The organism is Natronorubrum thiooxidans, assembly GCF_900156475.1.
GTDB classification, from domain to species: domain Archaea; phylum Halobacteriota; class Halobacteria; order Halobacteriales; family Natrialbaceae; genus Natronorubrum; species Natronorubrum thiooxidans.
This window is the reverse complement of the sequence record NZ_FTNR01000006.1, coordinates 233,201-250,216: the sequence shown is the minus strand read 5'-3', so window position 1 is coordinate 250,216 and position 17,016 is coordinate 233,201. Positions and strand designations below refer to the sequence as shown.

The 17,016-nt window shown below is 62.5% G+C and carries 20 protein-coding genes, 2 tRNA genes and 1 rRNA gene; 9 read left to right on the top strand and 14 right to left on the bottom strand.

What is annotated here, in order from left to right:
- Positions 1–147 precede the first annotated feature (147 nt).
- Both rrf and BW940_RS10670 read left to right on the top strand, forming a co-directional pair.
- Positions 148–269 (top strand): 5S ribosomal RNA (gene rrf, locus BW940_RS10675).
- A 132-nt stretch (positions 270–401) separates the two neighbouring features.
- Positions 402–477, top strand: a tRNA-Cys gene (locus tag BW940_RS10670).
- A 228-nt stretch (positions 478–705) separates the two neighbouring features.
- Here BW940_RS10670 and BW940_RS10665 read toward each other — a convergent pair.
- The 3 genes from BW940_RS10665 to BW940_RS21800 all read right to left on the bottom strand — a co-directional run bounded on the left by BW940_RS10665 (position 706) and on the right by BW940_RS21800 (position 1,777).
- Positions 706–779, bottom strand: a tRNA-Lys gene (locus BW940_RS10665).
- Between the two features lie 111 nt (positions 780–890).
- Positions 891–1,580: a DUF7119 family protein gene (locus BW940_RS10660; protein WP_076609182.1), complete on the bottom strand. Its 690-nt coding sequence runs from the start codon at positions 1,578–1,580 to the stop codon at positions 891–893.
- 53 nt (positions 1,581–1,633) lie between these two features.
- Positions 1,634–1,777 (bottom strand): hypothetical protein, encoded by a 144-nt coding sequence (locus BW940_RS21800; RefSeq protein WP_173834876.1) that lies wholly within the window; start codon positions 1,775–1,777, stop codon positions 1,634–1,636.
- Positions 1,778–2,101: 324 nt separating this feature from the next.
- Between BW940_RS21800 and rimI the strand changes: the two genes are divergently transcribed.
- The 4 genes from rimI to BW940_RS10640 all read left to right on the top strand — a co-directional run bounded on the left by rimI (position 2,102) and on the right by BW940_RS10640 (position 4,190).
- A complete protein-coding gene (gene rimI / locus BW940_RS10655) occupies positions 2,102–2,584 on the top strand; it encodes a ribosomal protein S18-alanine N-acetyltransferase (RefSeq protein WP_076609181.1) in 483 nt (160 codons plus the stop codon).
- An 80-nt stretch (positions 2,585–2,664) separates the two neighbouring features.
- Entirely contained in the window at positions 2,665–3,084 is a 420-nt protein-coding gene (locus BW940_RS10650) for a DUF5810 domain-containing protein (protein ID WP_076609203.1), read from the top strand.
- Between the two features lie 45 nt (positions 3,085–3,129).
- Positions 3,130–3,540, top strand: coding sequence for a DUF5809 family protein (locus BW940_RS10645; RefSeq protein ID WP_076609180.1), 411 nt, complete (start codon positions 3,130–3,132; stop codon positions 3,538–3,540).
- A gap of 59 nt (positions 3,541–3,599) precedes the next feature.
- Positions 3,600–4,190 (top strand): NUDIX hydrolase, encoded by a 591-nt coding sequence (locus BW940_RS10640; protein ID WP_076609179.1) that lies wholly within the window; start codon positions 3,600–3,602, stop codon positions 4,188–4,190.
- Positions 4,191–4,214: 24 nt separating this feature from the next.
- On the opposite strand, the gene BW940_RS10635 is transcribed toward BW940_RS10640, so the two are convergent.
- Positions 4,215–4,460, bottom strand: coding sequence for a hypothetical protein (locus BW940_RS10635; protein ID WP_076609178.1), 246 nt, complete (start codon positions 4,458–4,460; stop codon positions 4,215–4,217).
- 316 nt (positions 4,461–4,776) lie between these two features.
- On the opposite strand from BW940_RS10635, the gene BW940_RS10630 reads away from it, so the two are divergent.
- On the top strand, positions 4,777–5,151 hold the full coding sequence (locus BW940_RS10630; RefSeq protein ID WP_076609177.1) for a rhodanese-like domain-containing protein: 375 nt from the start codon (positions 4,777–4,779) through the stop codon (positions 5,149–5,151).
- Positions 5,152–5,268: 117 nt separating this feature from the next.
- Here the strand turns inward: BW940_RS10630 and yciH are convergent, their stop codons facing one another.
- From yciH to BW940_RS10600, 6 genes are all read right to left on the bottom strand, one after another.
- On the bottom strand, positions 5,269–5,562 hold the full coding sequence (yciH, locus tag BW940_RS10625; protein ID WP_006065982.1) for a stress response translation initiation inhibitor YciH: 294 nt from the start codon (positions 5,560–5,562) through the stop codon (positions 5,269–5,271).
- Between the two features lie 87 nt (positions 5,563–5,649).
- Positions 5,650–7,932 carry a transglutaminase TgpA family protein gene (locus BW940_RS10620; protein WP_076609176.1) on the bottom strand — a complete coding sequence of 761 codons (2,283 nt, stop codon included), beginning with the start codon at positions 7,930–7,932 and terminating at the stop codon, positions 5,650–5,652.
- Complete coding sequence (locus BW940_RS10615) at positions 7,929–9,020, bottom strand: DUF58 domain-containing protein (protein WP_076609175.1); 1,092 nt, start codon at positions 9,018–9,020, stop codon at positions 7,929–7,931. The genes BW940_RS10620 and BW940_RS10615 overlap by 4 nt, the downstream gene beginning before the upstream one ends.
- A gap of 2 nt (positions 9,021–9,022) precedes the next feature.
- Positions 9,023–9,997, bottom strand: coding sequence for an AAA family ATPase (locus BW940_RS10610; protein WP_076609174.1), 975 nt, complete (start codon positions 9,995–9,997; stop codon positions 9,023–9,025).
- A 153-nt stretch (positions 9,998–10,150) separates the two neighbouring features.
- Positions 10,151–10,345 (bottom strand): cold-shock protein, encoded by a 195-nt coding sequence (locus BW940_RS10605; RefSeq protein WP_076609173.1) that lies wholly within the window; start codon positions 10,343–10,345, stop codon positions 10,151–10,153.
- Positions 10,346–10,443: 98 nt separating this feature from the next.
- A complete protein-coding gene (locus BW940_RS10600; protein ID WP_076609172.1) occupies positions 10,444–10,659 on the bottom strand; it encodes a DUF7573 domain-containing protein in 216 nt (71 codons plus the stop codon).
- Between the two features lie 93 nt (positions 10,660–10,752).
- Between BW940_RS10600 and BW940_RS10595 the strand changes: the two genes are divergently transcribed.
- Positions 10,753–10,953, top strand: coding sequence for a hypothetical protein (locus tag BW940_RS10595; RefSeq protein WP_076609171.1), 201 nt, complete (start codon positions 10,753–10,755; stop codon positions 10,951–10,953).
- A 21-nt stretch (positions 10,954–10,974) separates the two neighbouring features.
- Here BW940_RS10595 and BW940_RS10590 read toward each other — a convergent pair whose 3' ends face one another.
- From BW940_RS10590 to BW940_RS10575, 3 genes are all read right to left on the bottom strand, one after another.
- Positions 10,975–11,994, bottom strand: a complete 1,020-nt coding sequence (locus BW940_RS10590; protein ID WP_076609170.1) for a 5,10-methylenetetrahydromethanopterin reductase — start codon at positions 11,992–11,994, stop codon at positions 10,975–10,977.
- 20 nt (positions 11,995–12,014) lie between these two features.
- The gene (locus BW940_RS10585; RefSeq protein ID WP_076609169.1) at positions 12,015–12,785 is read right to left on the bottom strand and encodes a coenzyme F420-0:L-glutamate ligase; all 771 of its coding nucleotides are present in this window, start codon (positions 12,783–12,785) and stop codon (positions 12,015–12,017) included.
- 257 nt (positions 12,786–13,042) lie between these two features.
- Positions 13,043–15,316, bottom strand: a complete 2,274-nt coding sequence (locus BW940_RS10575; RefSeq protein WP_076609167.1) for an amino acid permease — start codon at positions 15,314–15,316, stop codon at positions 13,043–13,045.
- 139 nt (positions 15,317–15,455) lie between these two features.
- Between BW940_RS10575 and BW940_RS10570 the strand changes: the two genes are divergently transcribed.
- Positions 15,456–16,214 (top strand): Lrp/AsnC family transcriptional regulator, encoded by a 759-nt coding sequence (locus tag BW940_RS10570; RefSeq protein WP_076609166.1) that lies wholly within the window; start codon positions 15,456–15,458, stop codon positions 16,212–16,214.
- Positions 16,215–16,278: 64 nt separating this feature from the next.
- Here BW940_RS10570 and BW940_RS10565 read toward each other — a convergent pair whose 3' ends face one another.
- Positions 16,279–17,016, bottom strand: a complete 738-nt coding sequence (locus BW940_RS10565) for a maleate cis-trans isomerase family protein (protein WP_076609165.1) — start codon at positions 17,014–17,016, stop codon at positions 16,279–16,281.

The window sequence follows — 17,016 nt, the reverse complement described above, 5'->3', positions numbered from 1 at the left end:
CTAATCGGCCAAGCCACACATTCATATTACATCGCATTGGATCCGTGATTCGTGAACGGGTCCGGACGCAAACTGGACTACACATACACACGGTCGAAGAGACCACCGATATTGGCATTACAGCGGTTCGATTCCGTTGATCGGCGTTACGGCGGCCACAGCGGCGGGGTTCCTCCCGTACCCATCCCGAACACGGAAGATAAGCCTGCCTGCGTTACGGTGAGTACTGGAGTGGGCGACCCTCTGGGAAACTCGTTTCGCCGCCTTCATTCATACTTATCACCCTCAGAGAGCCATGGCTGTGGCTGTCTGGGGGTTTTCGTATTTATGTACGGCACATCGTAACACCGTTCGTGCCGTACCGCTATGCTTAAACGAACGCAACAACAATGCTGAGATGCGCCAAGGTGGCAGAGTCCGGCCGAACGCAGCGGCCTGCAGAGCCGCCCACCGCCGGTTCAAATCCGGCCCTTGGCTTTTATTGCGATGTTTCAAAACAGACTGAAACACACGTGTCTGCTGTAGCAGATCTTCTCAACTTATCTGGTTAGACTGCACAGACAGAAAGCAGGAATGTACACAGCTTGGCTCGTCGATGACTTTCAGTAACGGGACTCTCGATATGTTGACCTCGTGAGGCTGTGCTTTCCTTGCGTTCAAATCGCGGAGTCGCTTTGCTCCTCGGGTAGGTGCTCGGAGGAAAAGCGGGCCGGGCGCGATTTGAACACGCGACCGTCTGGTTAAAAGCCAGACGCTCTGCCGGACTGAGCTACCGGCCCTGTACATCCTACTTTTGGGGTTATGTGGTTAAACGTTTCTTTCTTCGTCGACCAGCCGACGGGAGCGAGGGTGACCCATAACGGGTCGGTGTCAGATGTTACGTTTGACTGCTACTCGAGGTACTCCTCGAGTGCGTCGCTGACGATCGTCCCGGGTTCGACGCCGTCGATCGAGGCCCGCCGCCGGAGGTCGCGGTAGGTCGTCGGTGAGAGCGTCAGCTCGAGGCGGCCAAGCGTGACGCCGTGGTCGCCGAGTGCCTGTTCGATGGGGACGTCGTTGTTGATGGCACTGGCGATGCTGCGGACCTCACGGACGGTAAGCGAGCCGTCGAGGGCGGCCCACGCGAGGAGGAGTCGCGCTTCGCCACCGACGCGGGCGATGTGTTTGGCGGCCGTCGGTGCGATGCGGCCGAGTGCGACCTGCTTGCGGACGGATCGGGGAAGATCGTGGACGCGGGCCCATTTTCGAATGAACGAGACGGTCGTGTCGCCACCGGCGCGTTCGGCCGCAGCCTTGTACGACCCCTCACCGCGAACAAGCGCTGCACAGGCCGCGGCTCCGCGGAGCATATAGAGGTGATCGTCGTTGATTGTGCCGGCGGCGAACTGCCGGACGGTTTCGGCGGCGTCGGCGAGACTGTCGGGATCGTCGGGGTCGAACTGAACGGCTTTGCGGGCACGAGTCCCGGTGACCGATTCGTCGCCCCGGATAACTGGTGCACCGACGGGCGATTCACGATCCGTCGGGATCGAGCGGTCGTCGTCACGACGGCGGTAGTTATCGGGTCGATTATCGGTCATTGGCAGTCAGTATGGGCCTCGAGGGCAAAAGTGTCGCTACCTGGGCCAACGGCTTACTCACCGCGTTTCTCGGCGAGGTGCTCCCAGATCTCCGTACATCCAGCACCTTCTTCGATGTCGTCGAGATGAGCATCGTCGCGCTCGTCGTTGTGGTCGTGGTCGATCGGCTTCGATTTACATTCGGCCGCATCTGTCATGGAACCCCCTTCGAACGGGGAGTGTATAAGCACGGCTTCGGCTGCAAGCAATACCCGTGCTTGGGTCTATCGGTCAGTGATGCCGCTATCCCGGACACGCTGTGTTGCCCACTCAGCGGCGGGATTTCGTGCTGTCGGCTGGGCCGGTGGACGATCGTCTCACGAAGCGGTGTCGTCACGGATCGGGTCGAGTTGCGCTGTCGTGGCGGTCGATACCACTGGCAACATTCGCCGACAAATGGGGCACCACCCGAGGGTGAGCGAGTCGAGTATGGGGATCAGACGCCGCTACTACTTTTAGTACTCGAGGCGCTATCTTTGAACGTGACAACACAGGCTCCCGGAATCGGTGATGGTGGCGGCCGCTCGATTCGAGCCGCCGAGCGGGCTGATCTGCTCGCAGTTGTCCGCATTGAGAACGAGTCGTTCGCCCAGCCATGGCCCTACGACGCCTTTGAACGCTTTCTCGGTGAGCCAGGCTTTCTCGTCGCATTCGAGGGACCAGACGCGGTCGTTGGCTACATTGTCGCCGATGTCGTGAAGAACTTCGGACGCAAACTCGGCCATGTCAAGGATATCGCTGTCCATCCCGACCGCCGCGGGACGGGTGTCGGCACCGCGTTGCTCACACAGGCGCTTGCCGTGCTTGCGGCCCACGGCGCAGAGACGGTCAAACTCGAGGTTCGAACCTCGAACGACACTGCTAAACGACTCTATCGGGAGTTTGGATTCGAACCGCTTCGGCTCGCCCCTGGCTATTATGAGGACGGTGAGGACGCGATCGTGATGCTCCGGAAACTCGACTGAGCGTGCAACCCGGATGCGGTGTGGACAGTCGAGCGCTGTCGGACGTGGACGTTTTACTGTCGGCACTCCTAGCCGCGACTATGGGATACGCTTGCCCGGTTTGTGATACCGAACAGGCAGATGCCGTCCATCTCGCGAATCACCTCGCGGTCACCGCTTCGCTTGGCCGACAAGACCACAGCGAGTGGCTTGCTGAGTACGCCCCTGACTGGAGCGACTGCTCACCTGAAGAATTAGGCGAGATCGTGAGTCAGTATGCTCGCGAAATCGAAACACCGGGGTTCGAGGACTCGAGGCACGACCATGACCACGGCCGTCCGGGATCGCTCGAGGAGGGACTCGCCCGGCAGAGTCGCCAGCCTGGTCGTGGGACCCTGTCTGCCGACGCCGAGAGCGTCATCCAAGAGGCCAGGGTGATGTCCCGACGGATGGAGGGCGAACGCGACGCTGACGACGGAGCCACGGCTGACGAGGAATCGATTGACGACTCGAGTGCGTAGACTGAACGCGTAACTGGTAACTGGATGCCCACAGCACGTCGAAGTATGCACACTGTCGGGACGGTTTCGCCGGCGTCGGTCGAGGAGGCACGTGACCGCTATGCAGCTATCGGCCCCGCGGCACAGACCGTTGTTCGGGAGGTCGCCAAAGCCATGGCGTTCGACCGCGAGGAGTACAACGACCGCGTCACGGGCGAGGTCGTCGAAACCGCTCGAGAGGCGCTCTTTGCGAGCCTCCTCGAGGTTCACGTTGGCAGCCGTGAGGCGTTCGATGACTGGCGAGCGTCCTACGACGGCGACGTCACGGTACTCGGCCACGAGAACGTTGATTGTGTCGTCTGGCATGCCGGGCCCGACGACGAGGCCGTCGCCGCCACCTTCCAAAACGAGGAGGATGCGGCGGTCGCAACCCTCCGTCGACAGGCGTTCGGACGACTGTACCGAGAACTCGTCTAACGCGGCGAACATCGGAAAAGCGGCAGCTATTATGGTCTCGAGACCGACACTCGTTGCTAATGACGATACCCGACGAGTGGGACCTTCAGGAGGCTGTCACCGAGTACGAGACGCCGTGGTACGACGGCGGCTACGACCTGCTCGAGCAACCCGATGGCACCGAAAAGCGCTACTACTGGGCGGACCTGCCACCGGCGGTCGTCGTGGTCGCCCGGATTGATGCCAGTGTGCTCGACTCAGATGACGGCGTCGACGACGGTGACGGGACCGACGGCGATCACCTGCTGTTCGTCGAGCAGTATCGGCCAACGATCCGTGAGACCCATCTCGAACTCCCTGCCGGCATCGTCGAAGACGGAGAGTCCTACACGCACGCTGCGGCCCGCGAACTCGAGGAAGAGACCGGGTTCAAACCATCAAGCACCGTGTTGGTACAGGAGTATGCGGTCGCGACCGGGGTCCTCCGGCACGATCGGGGCGTCGTCTACGCCGAGGGCCTCGAACCTGGCGAGCGCGAACTCGACAACAACGAGTTTCTCGAGGTGACAACGGTCCCGATCGAGTCGGCACTCGAGCGTGCGCGCGAGCAGCCGGCGAACGACTCGACGTTGACGTCGCTGCTGTTGGCTAGCGAAGATGACTTGATCTGAGCGGTCGCGATTCGGGGGCGTCGGCTACTTCGAACTGCGACTCAGAAGCGATCGGAGCCGGTTACTGTATCCGGGTGCATCAACCGTTCGATCGTGCGTATCGTCGAGTGTCGCCATGAGGGCCAACCCCGCAATACAACACAGGATGATTGCGCCGCCGACGAACGTCAGTGTGGTCAGACCGCCCAGGAACAGCCCAGCGATGAGCACGACCGTTCCGAGGAGTTGGCCGACGAACAGGGCTTCGAAGGCCAGTGAGTTACTGTTCATGTGGTTCTAAACGACACGCACGTAGATAACCGAGATACACGACCCACAGGACTGTCCGTATCGCTGGATGCTTTCCGGCGTCCATTGGTTCCGTCGTTACGGTGACACTCTCGAGTGACATACCAGTTGATCCGCGAGCGGAAGCGGGTTCGTGATACTGTTGGACAGCAGTCAGTACGACGTCGGTCGCGAACTCGTGGCCGTCTCCGGGGGCGACGGCCGCAGTAGTGCGACCGATCCTCGACTAGTTCTGTCTGACAGTATGAGTCGGCGTCGACCCGTGGTCTTATTCTGCCGGCGTCCCAATCCGGGTGTGATGGACGGCGAAATCTCTCCCGGCGAGGTCAATGAGCTTCTCGAGGACGATGCAGACGTATGTATCGTGGACATTCGGGATGCACGGAGCTTTGCACACAGCCGGATTCCGGATAGCCAGAACGTTCCGTTTCACGAACTCTCGAGGCGAATCACGGAACTCGAGGGCGAAGACCATATCGTGACCGTCTGCCCACACGGCGAATCAAGCATCCAGGCGGCCCAACTCATTAGTACCTACGAGGGCACCGCGGACGCTCGTGTCGAGAGCATGGAAGGCGGGCTCGATAAATACGGCATGAAGTTCGGACTCGTCAGTGAGACGGATGGTACTGACGATCCCGACGAATCCGCGAACGCTGAATCGCCGTTCTGAGTGGGCTGTCGCTACTGGTTGTCCGGATGTCTGTGTCGTATAAAAAAACGCAGTCACTGAAAAAGCGATACGCGAGACGGCCGTGGATTCGGAAGTCGTCTCAGATCATCGCGGGCATCAGGCGACGTTGAAGCCGCGGTCCCGAAGGAAATCCTCGATGCGGCCGGTGTGGTTTCCCTGGAGTTCGATGTGGTCGTCTTCGACAGTCCCGCCACAGGCGAACTTGGACTTGAGATCCGACGAGAGACTATCTAAGTCGACGTCCTTCGGATCGAATCCTTCGACGATCGTTACCTCTTTTCCGTATCTGCGCTCGTCAATGCGGATATTGAGTTGCTGTTGTCCCTTGGCCACGTCTTCACAGACGCAGAGTTCCTCGGGCAGCCCGCACGTCGAGCAGACTTCCGACATTACGTTCGGTGCTACGAAACGGCCATATTAAACACTATCGGGACCCGTATCCCGTCTCGTGGTTCTTTTTGAGTGTGTGCTGAATTGTCAGTGCCGCTGGCCGATCACTGGCAGCCGCGCTCGAGTGAGCTCGTCGACGATTGCGACCGACTCGTCGGCGGCTGCCTGACTGACGCCGCCACCGTATACGGCCCGTTCGTATCCTTCGACGACCGTTTTTTCGCGTGGATCGATTGCGTGCTCCGGATCCGACGCGAGTGCGTTCAGATACTGGCGGGCGGACTCCGACTGCTTGCGCGGTCTGTACTCGCGGGCGAGTACGCGCTCGAGCCGTCGGTACGCGCGTTCGGCGTCTCGGTCAGGATCGCCTCGAGAGCGTTGCCAGTAGAGGTCGAGTTCCCGGCGCACGGCGGTGGTCACCCCAGTTCGGTGGCCGCCGGCGACTAGTCCGATGAGGGCGATGAGCCCGATCGCAGCCGTCTCACGCGACACGGTTAACAACGATACGAGACTGTGCCAGAGACCGTTTCCGTCGTTACTCGAGTCGGAGACCGTCTCAGGGTCGGCATCCTCCGATTCGGGCTCGGTCGACTCCGTTTCGTTTTCGGGCTCGGAGTCGGGCTGGCTGTCCTCGGGTGTCTCGACATTCTCGTCTGGCCGCTCGGTCACATCGTCGTCTTCGGTGTCCGAGATGGGATCGTCCGCGCTCGTGTCGGTGTCGACGTTTTCGGCCCCCGCCTCGCGAGCTTGCTCGACGCGTTCGGTGTGGACCGAATCGCGGGATTCGCCGGGTGTCGGCTCGAAGGCGACCCAGCCGTGGTCGGGGAAGTAGACCTCGACCCAGGCGTGGGCGTCCGTGCCGCGGACGACGTACTCGTCGTCGCCGACCGGTTGGCCGCTCGTGTAGCCAGTGACGTAGCGAGCCGGAATCTCCTCTGCCCGCAGCAGTTGGACCATCGTCGTCGCGAAGTAGACACAGTAGCCCTCGTTCATCTCGAAGAGGAACGCCTCGGCGACGTTGCCGTCGGGGCGCTCGACGTCGAGGGAGTACCCCTTCGACGAACGGAGGTGGCGTTCGATGGCGACCGCCTTGTCGTACGGCGTCTCGGCGTCGGCAGTGATCACGTCGGCTCGCGCTTCGAACTCGCTCGAGGCCCCCTCGGGCGTCTGGAGATAGTCGAAGTCCTCGGTGATCGGCTCGGGGTAGTCAGTGCCCGCGGCGCGAAGTTGTTCCGGGTCGGGATCGACGATCGCGCTCTCGACGGCGTACTGATCTCCTTCGAGAATCGGTGATTCGGGGTGGACCTGTCCGTGTCGGGAAACCTCGGCGTGCTGGGTGAGATCGCCCTCGATCGCAAGTGGCTGGGCTGCTGTCGGCATCACGCCCAGATCGGTCTCGGCGGTGATGATCTGTGAAGACCGCTCGTACTGCCCGGGGGGCTCCTGAATACGGCCGTCGTACGCCCTGTTCTCACCGGTACGGATCCATCCATCGCCGGTGAAGCGATCGTAGACTCCCGTTCGCCAGTAGGACGCCTGGTCGGCTTCGACGGTAAAGCGCACTTCCGGCGAGAGGTCGACCGGGCCGCCGATTCCGGACTGCTCGGAGGCGAAATCCATCGTTCCCTCGAGCGTCCCGGAATCGCTCCCGGCGACCTGCCCCGACGGTCCGGAGCCGCTGGGGACGAACGTGACCGACAGCGAGAGGACGACGATCAGCGCGAAGAGCACCGCAAGCAAGTCTGCCTGCGCGATCGAGCCGCCTCGCCGCTCGAGTTCGCCAAAGCCGATCGCGCCGACAGCAGCGAGCGTCCCGACCAGGGTAACGATCGTCCCCGCGTCACCGGTCAACACGAGAAAGACGAGCGCGAAGCCGCCAGGAAGAACACTGAGTGCGTACCGGCCCCGAACAGCGAGATACCACGAGAGGAAGACGGGTGCGGGGACGAACGCGAGCGTCCAGATACCTGCTTCGACCATCCGGAGCAGCGGGAGCCCAGCCGCGAGTGCGGCTGTATCGGAGAGCACTGTGTCGCCTGCCGTGCGGACGATACCGATGCCGACGCCGCTGCGCTCGAGGTAGTAGGCAAAACCGATGATTCCGGCAGCGACTGCGCCGACCGTCGCGGTACGGGGCCGGATTAGCCACGCGAGCACCGTCGCCGCCACGAGCATCGCGCCGACGAGGGCCACCAGGGCCCGTGTCCCACCGACGACCTGCGTAACGTCGTGGAGCACGCTCACGTACGACGCCGTCAGGACCAGGATACAGCCACACGCAAGCAGCCGGAACGCCTTCGAACCGATCGGTTCCTCGAGGTCGAGACGAGCCGTTCGATCGCCGGCGTGAGCGTCCGATTTCGTGCTCATGTGGCTACCCCCGGCTCGTCGCCGTCGGGTCGGCCTCGAGTCGATTCAGCGAGTCGTCCACTTGCGACGTCGCCCGTGAGCCGGTCGAACGGGACCGTCCGGCCGTCGACGACGATTCGCGTCCCCTCGGCATCGGCCCGGACCAGTATATCCGCCGCCTGTCGCTGCTCGGCCTCGAGTTCACCGGCCTCGAGGACGGCGAACGCTGCCAGAAGGTCGCGGCGATGTTGCCGTCCCGTTCCCGGTGCGTAGTCGCTGCCGGGCACGCTGACGCCGACGCTGACATCGGTCTCAAGCAGGTGGGTCGTGACGCTTGCGACGGCCGTCGCCAGGTCGTCGGCCCAGCCGGACGGACAGTCGGCGGCGACGGTTACGGAGCCGTGTTCCTCGGCCGTGGCATACTCCGTGACGACGAGGTCGGCGTCGGGTCGTTTGGCGGCGACGTTCCAGTTGACGTCCCGCAGGTCGTCTCCGTGCTGGTACTCTCGCAGGTGGTCGAACTCCGTGCGGTCCCGTCCGTCGATCGTCTCGACAAACGCCCTGAGATCGGTGCCGGCAGCGCCCTGTAGCTCGTGAACGCGCGGGTAGACGAGCACGGACGTCTCCTGGTCGTCGGTGAACCGTCGCTCGACTAGCCCGAAGACGTCGCTGACGGTGATCGACAGTGGGCCGACTCGCGCCTCGCCTCGCTCTGTGAGTTGGAGCTCGTAGCTGAACTGATCGTCGCCCTCGAGTATCGTCTCGAGGACGAGATCATGGTCGGTGTCGTCACCGTCGGCAGTTGCGGTGTCGAGGCCGTTTGATACCGAGAGGCCGTCGCCGACGGTCTCACGAACGGTCGCCGAGACAGTTGTGTCGCTCTCGAGTGCTATTTCGACCGTCCGGTGGTCGCCGACGCTCCCGTCCGGAACGGGAGCACGCGTGATCTCGGGCCGGTCGACTCGGTAGGTCGTGATCAGGCCAGCGACCAGAACGACCAGCAGCGGCGTGACGACGGCGTTCAACGCTCGTGGGCCGTACTGCCACGCCATCGCAACCGAAGCCGCCAAGACGGCGACGACAGTCCAGCCGCGGATCGTCAGTCTCATCGTTACTCGACGGGGACGCGCTCGAGGGCGTTTGCGACGATCGTCGCTCCGTTACGATCGCGGTCGGTCGTCTTGATCCGGTGAGGGAGGACGACGGGTGCTTCGGTCTGGACGTCGTCGGGGAGGACGTACTCGCGGCCGTTGACGACGGCCCGTGCCTGAGCGGCACGCAGGAGGGCGATCGTTCCGCGGGGGCTGACACCGATTCGAGCGTGGTCGCGGGTATCGCCGACCAGTCGGGTGGCGTACTCCCGGACCGGCGACTCGACGGCCACGTTGGCGACAGTCTCGCGGGCGGCGACGAGCGTCTCGCGGTCGGTCACCGGCTCGAGGGCGTCGATCGGGTGGTGGCCGACCGTCCGCTCCAGCAACTCGGCTTCCTCTTCGGGGTCGGGATAGCCGAGCTCGAGTTTCTTCATGAAGCGGTCGAGTTCGGCAAACGGAAGCTCGTAGGTGCGGTTGGGCTCGATGGCGTTTTGGGTCGCGATGACGGTAAACGGGTCGGGCAGTTCGCGTGTCTCGCCGTCGACGGTCACCTGTCTCTCTTCCATCGCCTCGAGCAGCGCCGACTGTGTCTTCGGCGGTGCGCGGTTGATCTCGTCGCCCAGCACAATGTTGCCGAAGACGGGGCCGGGCTGGAACTCGAACTCTCGCGTCTGTTGATTGAAGACGTTCACGCCGGTGACGTCGGCAGGCAGGAGATCGGGGGTGAACTGAACGCGGCGGAACGTACAGTCGACGGACGTCGCGATCGACCGGGCGAGCATCGTCTTGCCGACGCCGGGGACGTCCTCGAGGAGGACGTGGCCGCGTCCGAGCATCGCGGTGACGACGTGTTCGATCGCCTCCTCGTGGCCGACGATCACGTCGGCGACGTTCATCTCAATCTCGGTACAGAGGTCGGCGACCTGTGAGACCTCGAGCGTCTCGGTCGTGGTCCGACTCCCGGTCTGGGTTGGCGGCGTAGGCTCGGTCATAGCTCGAATACATACCGCGGTGGAGAACCGGTCAGACCGCTCATTGCTACGTCAGATGTGACTTGGAGACATATGTTTTGTGTCGAACAGTGTCGCGATCGCCGTCGCTGCTCGGGTAATTGTCTGAAAACGATACCACTACAGCTGGACGTCTTACAGGCGCTCGAGGTTCGTCGCGCGTGGGCCTTTGTCGGCCTGCTCGATATCGAACTCGACTTCCTGTCCCTCCTCGAGATCAGGACCGCCGATGTCTTCCATGTGGAAGAACACGTCGTCGTCTGCGTCGTCAGTTTCGATGAAGCCGTAACCGCCAGTGTCGTTGAAGAAGTCGACCGTACCTTTCGCCATTACAGGTTACCAAACCCCCGACTGAAAGATAAACCTTTGGGGATCGATCCACGCCACGGAGCGACCCAAAACGTGGCGTGTTGGCGTCGAACACGAACTTACCAGTGCTTACACGCCGGACAGACCAGTTCCCCATCCGCACGCCAGACGCGTTCGGTTTCGGTATCACACCGACGACAGCGATACGTCCCCCACGCGTACGTCGAGAGTCCACTGTCGTCGTTGTCAGTTGCCCCCGCGTCCTGCTCATCCGTGTCGTATTCGTCCGTCTCCGCGGCCGAACCGAACTCGGAACGAGTCACGTCGTCGGTCACGGTGGCGGCTACGGCCGGTGCTGGCTTATGTGTTGGCTGTCGGGCCGACGCTGGACCGGCATCGCCAAGTAGCATCGGTGACAACCCCCGCACATGGATACCGTCACACCAATGAACGTGATCGTGGACAACATCATCGAGATGAACGAGTATTTCGCTGACGTCGCCGCTGGCGAGTTGTTCGCACCTCTGCTCGTCCTGATCGGCACGATTCTGGTCGCCTTCACGCTCGGCGTCTTCGGCCTGTTGACCCTTGGTGCGATCGGCAGCCTCTTCTCCTCGAGTTCGAGTTAAGCCGACTCGTCCGAGTCGGACTTACGTCCTGTCGCGCGCCGTCGCCTGTGCCAGCGCCTCGCTCGCGCGGACGACGGCGTCCTCGAGATCCGGCCCCAGCGGCGAGCCGACGACGATGCCGTCGACGTGCTCGAGGACGGCCTCGAAGCGGTCGGCGACGGTCTCGGTCGTCCCGGCGATACAGAAGGCGTCGATCATGTCGTCGGTGACGTGCCCGAAGGCCTCGGTCAGATCGCCCCGTTCTAAGGCCGCACTGACGTCGCCGGCGGCTTCGCGGTCGATATCATGGCGAGCTAACACGGGGTCGGCCGCACCGCCGACGATGAACGCTACGGGTGGGCGGGCCGCCTCGCGCGCTTCCGTTTCGTCTGCAGCGACGCTGACGCTCGCGAACGCGAGCGCCTCGAACTCACCATACTCGTCGGGTCGGTCTGCACGGCCCTGCTCGAGCTGGCCGGCCGACCACTCGAGGTCCTTCGGATGGGCGGCGTTGATCAGGACGCCGTCGGCGTGTTTCGCGCTCATCCGGAGCATGTGTGGCCCCTGTGCGCCGACGTAGGTTGGAATCTCGCAGGGCTCGAGGTTGAGCGAGGCGTCGCGGGCGGTGAACGTCCCCTCGTGGGTGACAGTCTCACCCGCCCAGAGGTCGCGGGCGACGTCGAACGTCTCGAGGACGCGCCGCAGCGGGCTGTCGCGCTCGATGCCGAGATTCGAAAGTGAAGAGCGGTCGCCGGCACCGACGCCGAAGACGGCGCGCCCGTCGCTGATCTCGTCGATCGTCGCCGTCTGGGCGGCCAGTCGGACAGGGTGTGTCTCGTAGGGGTTGACGATCCCTGGCCCGAGTTGAATCTCGTCGGTGGCCTCGACCATCCGTGAGAGCGTCACGAACGGGTCGCGGTTGAAGTAATGGCTGCTCGTGAAGGCGATATCGTAGCCTTCGTCCTCGGCGAGCGCCGCCAGCTCGGCGATTCGCTCCGGCGGATGTTCCGGCGTTAGTTCGATACCCCAGGTCGGCTCGTCGGTCGTCGTGTTGTCTGTCATAAGTACAGTCACAATCGTGCTCAGTCGTCGATACTCCACTCTCGCAGCGCCTGTCGGACGAGGTCGTCCTCAACTGCGCGGAACAGTTCGTCGCTGCCCGCGTGGTCACCGAACGCCCAGTCGCGGACGACGACGGCGGGCGTTCCGCCAGCCCCCTCCCCAGTGACGAGGTTCGCCGCCGAGGCGAGTTCGTCGACCACGGACTGGACGGTGACGCCGAGTTCGTGGCCGTCGCGGTCGAGTTCGCCGCGCCAGTCTCGGCTCGCGGGCATGCCCGCCCAGCCGAGTGCAACGCCACGTTGGCCGTGGCGGAAGGGACGGCCGCAGGTGTCGGTGACGATCACGGCGACATCCTCGATTCCCCGGGCCTCGAGTCCCGACCGAATCCGCTCGGCGCTCTCGGTGGGTTTCTTCGGCAGGAGCAAGAGATCGTGGTCCGGCACGTTCGAGCGATCAATGCCCGCGTTGACGTTGATGTGTCCGAACCGAGTCTCGGTCAGCAGGAAGGGGGCGTCGATCAGTAACTCCGTGCTCTCCTCCAAGACCGCCTGTGCAAATCGCGGGTCTTTCTCTTCGCCAGCGATCGCTTCGATCCGAGCAGCGATCTCCTCGGCCCGACCGCTGACGGGGTAGTCCTCGAGATTCGCCATCCGCCCCTCGGCTTTCGAGACAATCGTGCTCGCGACCGTGAGGACGTCACCGGCCTCGAGATCGGCCCGATCCGCGACGAGAGCCGCGATGTCGTCGCCGGGACGGATCTCGGGCAGATCCGTCACTGGGGTGAGTTCCATACTGGATGAGTGGCACAGCGTCGCTAAAAGCGCACCGTCACCGGAGAATGGAGCCACCGATCCATTCCAACTCGAGTTCGACTGGCAAACGCGTCGATGACCCAGTCGGAATCACGAGCGGGGACGACAGAATCGGTCACAAAACGAGTCCAGCGGTCGAGATCGATCGTTCTCAATCCGCTTACTCGAGCCGGGTTATTGCACTGCCGAAGCCGGAGCGGGGCGCGTAAGCCGAGCGATCGACCACGCCAGTTGTCTCAGCGGCGGCCAAAGAGCCGATCGCGGAGCGAACGCGACGACTGGCGTTCGGTCAACAGGACCGGCGTGTCGACTTCCTCGATAACGTCGAACACGAGCGAGCCCCGAACGATACGCGACAGGAGTCCACGCTCTGTCGCGCCGATTATGACGAGACCGTGGTCGGCACTGAAGCGTTCGATCACGGTTTCGATGTCTCCCGTCTCGACGTGTAACGCAGCATCCGATAACTGATGGCTGTCGGCCCACTCACGCAGGAATTCACGGCCCTCGGCTTCCGCCCCCTCATCGACGACGTGTAACAACGACACCTCGGCATCGATCGTCTCGTGCAGTGCGAGGGCGACCTCTGCGGAGAGGTCAGATGACGACCCTCCGGCTGTGGGGACGACAACGTCGGTCGGATCGAACTCCGTTGCGTCCAGGACGAGGAAATCACACGGCAAGTCGTGTGTCAGTTCGTCGAGAGTACTTTCGGCACGTCCGCCCGCAAACCGCGTGCCGCCGTAGCCCATCACGACCGTGTCGGCATCGTTCGATCGCGCTGCATCGTACACTTCGTCGAGCCCCCGATGGGAGAGGATCGTCTTCGTCTCGATCGGCACATCGAACGCCGCCGCGTCCTGTTTGGCGTCTTCGAGAAGGGTCTTCGAAGCGGTGTCGATCTCTCCGTTCTCGGCAGCAGCGGTAAGCGTTGTCTGGTCGGGGACGGTAACGATGTGTGTGGCAAGGACTCGACCGCCTTCATGTTCGGCGAGTGCACTGGCAAGCGTTATCAGTGCACTCTCCGTTCGAGGGTTGGCCAGTGCGACCATGATCGTCGGTCCGTCCGTCCCACTCGGTGCAACGGCATCAGCAGCCTCGACAACTCGATCCGGCATCTTCTCCTCGCGGTTCCGAATGTAGTCAGAGAGAACACCCTGTTGTGCTGTGTTATCGCGGGCATAGAGGAAGTACCAGAGAACAGCAACGACGACAAACGCTGCGGACAGCGCAATCTCTAGCCCGTCCATAAACGCGACGAGTCCGAGCGATAATACCGCGCCAAGGATCGGTGTGATGGGGTAGAACGGGACCCGGAAATCGGGATCGTATTCCGGGATGTCCGCTTCCCGGAACACGATGAGCCCGACGTTCATCAACGCGTAGACGATGAGATGGAGGACGCTCGCCGCTTTCGCAAGCACCTCGATATCCCTCCCCAGAAACGCGATGAACGCGATAATGAGTGCCCCGGTGACGAGAATCGACCGGTAGGGCGTCGCAAAGCTCGGATGAATCTCGTTGAGCCAGTCGGTGACGATCTTATCACGGCCCATCGCGAAGTTGATGCGCGCCGAAGCGAGAATCGAGGCGTTTGCCGACGACGCAGTCGCCAACAGCGCACCAATGCTCATCAACGCAGCAGCAGCAGCAGCGATCCCCCCAACGGGGCCGAGCGAGGCCGGAAACGCGACCTCGGCAGCCTGTGCAATCGGCGCATCCTGACTGAGTTCGGGCCACGGAATAATTCCGAGCATGGTCGTCACGAGGATCGCATAGATGACGGTCACGATTCCGACACTCCCGATGATGGCAATGGGGAGATTTCGTCCCGGGTTTTTCAGTTCCTCGGCGACAGTTGCAATCTTTGCGTAGCCCAGAAACGACACGAACACGAGTGCCGTCGCCGGCAGAATCGCCCCTGTCCCGAACGGCGCAAGGCCACCCTCATCGGCCAGCGTCGCGTAATCAAAGGACGAAAAGCCCGCGAGTGCGAACGCGGTGAGGATTGCGAGCAAAATGAACACGATAATCGTCTGGATACCACCGGTCTCCTTGGCACCGATGTAGTTGACGCCAACAAAAATACCACCGGCAAGGAGTGCTCCGAACTGGATTGGACTGAGGAACGCAACCTCCGGTAATGAGACGAAGACGACGAGATACTGGCCGAACCCGATGCAGTAAAACGCGGAGGCAAAGGCAAGCCCCATCCAGTCACCCATGCCAGCGATCGATCCAAACATCGGTCCGAGTGACTTGTTGATGTAATAGTAGCCGCCGCCGGCTTTCGGCATCGCAGTACCGAGTTCGGAGACGGATAGCGCGTTCACCATTGCGATCACCCCACCTAAAATAAACGACACGACAACGATCGGCCCTGCTGCGTTGGCGGCGACGCCGGGCAAGACGAAAATCCCGGCACCGATCATCGTCCCGATACCGATCGTCATCGCGGAGATGAGGCCGAGGTCCTTTGCGAGTTCCTCGTCACTCTCGCTGTGGCTCATACTCGGACGATCGGATACTACACACATAAGAACACCGGTAGGATTACGCAATCCGAAATCAAAGAGGGTTATAATTACTCATTAAGTAATCAGTCCTCCAAAACATCGATATCAAATACCACGCGACTAAATGAATGTCATGGACTATCGGCTCGACGAGATCGACCGACGCATCATCTACGAACTGATGCGCGATGCCCGGAACACATCCGCACCGGCCATCGCAGAACAGGTGAACGTCTCTCCAGGAACCATCCGAAATCGAATCGCACAACTCGAGGAGTACGATATTATCCGCAATTATACCGCTGAGATCGACTTCGAACAAGCGGAGGGCCATTTGACGAACCTCTATATCTGCAACGCACCGGTCTCCGAACGCAGCGCCCTCGCACAAGAGGCGAGTGCTGTCCCCGGTGTTATCAACGTCCGTCAGTTGATGACCGGTCGCCGAAACCTCCATATTATGGCAGTTGGAGAGGATACAGAACATCTCAGACGGATCACTCGAGCCCTCTCACGGCTGGGTATCGAGATCGAGGATGAAACGCTCGTTGAGTCTGAAACCCATAGCCCCTATTCCGAATTCGGGCCCGACGAGGAGATTTCGGCGAGCAAGGCGACGGACTTCATTAGCCTCACTGGTGATGCGAACGTCGTCGACGTGACTGTACAGGCCGATGCCCCGATCGTCGGTCACACGCTTGAGGAAGCGGTTCAAACCGAACTCCTCGATGACGACTCGCTGGTCATCGCCATCGAACGGGGCGACCGCGTATTGACACCCCATGGCACGACCAGTATCCAGCCGGACGACATCGTGACGGTGCTGTCCCGTAGCGGCGAGACCGACCACATACTCGAGGCGTTCGTCGCTGACGAAGCGGTTTCAGAATAGTACCGAATCGGTTCGTCGGTATGCGCGCGCCATCCTCGAGTGTGTCGGCCGAGGCGGTCGACAGTTACCGGCTATCGCGGTCGAACAGCGTTCCCGGCCCGTCGCAGGCAAAGCCGGCGACCCCACAGACGTCCCACAGCGTCGCCCCGTTGCTCGTAATCACCGGGACCTCGAGCGTCGACTCGAGGCCTGCGACGGCGGCCAGCGAGCGGTAGTTCGTACAGGAAATGAAGACGGCGTCGACGTCGTCGCCGATGGCCGCGTCTCCGAGGCTCGTTTCCACTTGTCGGGTCGCGTCCGCCGGCGTCAGCGCCCCGATCTCGGTGTTCGCGGCGATTCCACGACCCTCGATCGTCGCCACTTCGAATCCTGCGGCCTCGAGGAACGCGCGTTCTTTCTCGTCGAGGTCGGTGGTGTACGGCGTCAGGACCGCGATCCGGTCGGCGTCGAGTGCCTCGAGGGCGCGGACGACGGAGCGAGCCGTCGCGACCGCGGGCACGCCGGCCGCCTCTTGCAGTCGGGCCTCGAGTTCGGCGTCGAACCCGGGTCCGTGGAGCAGGCTGCCGGTGGTACAGGCGTAGGCGACCGCGTCGACGTCGGCGTGACCCAGTAGTTCTGCCGCCCGCGCCGCGTCGTCGCTCATCGCATCGAGTGCGTCGACGGTCACGGACTCGAGTGCCATGCGCGCGCCGTGGACAGTGACGTCGTCGGGGAGGGCATGGCGAAACTCCGGCTCGGCTGTCGTGTTCGAGGAGGGGACGACCAGTCCCAGTCGGCCGCTCGCGTCGGCGTCGGGGTCCAT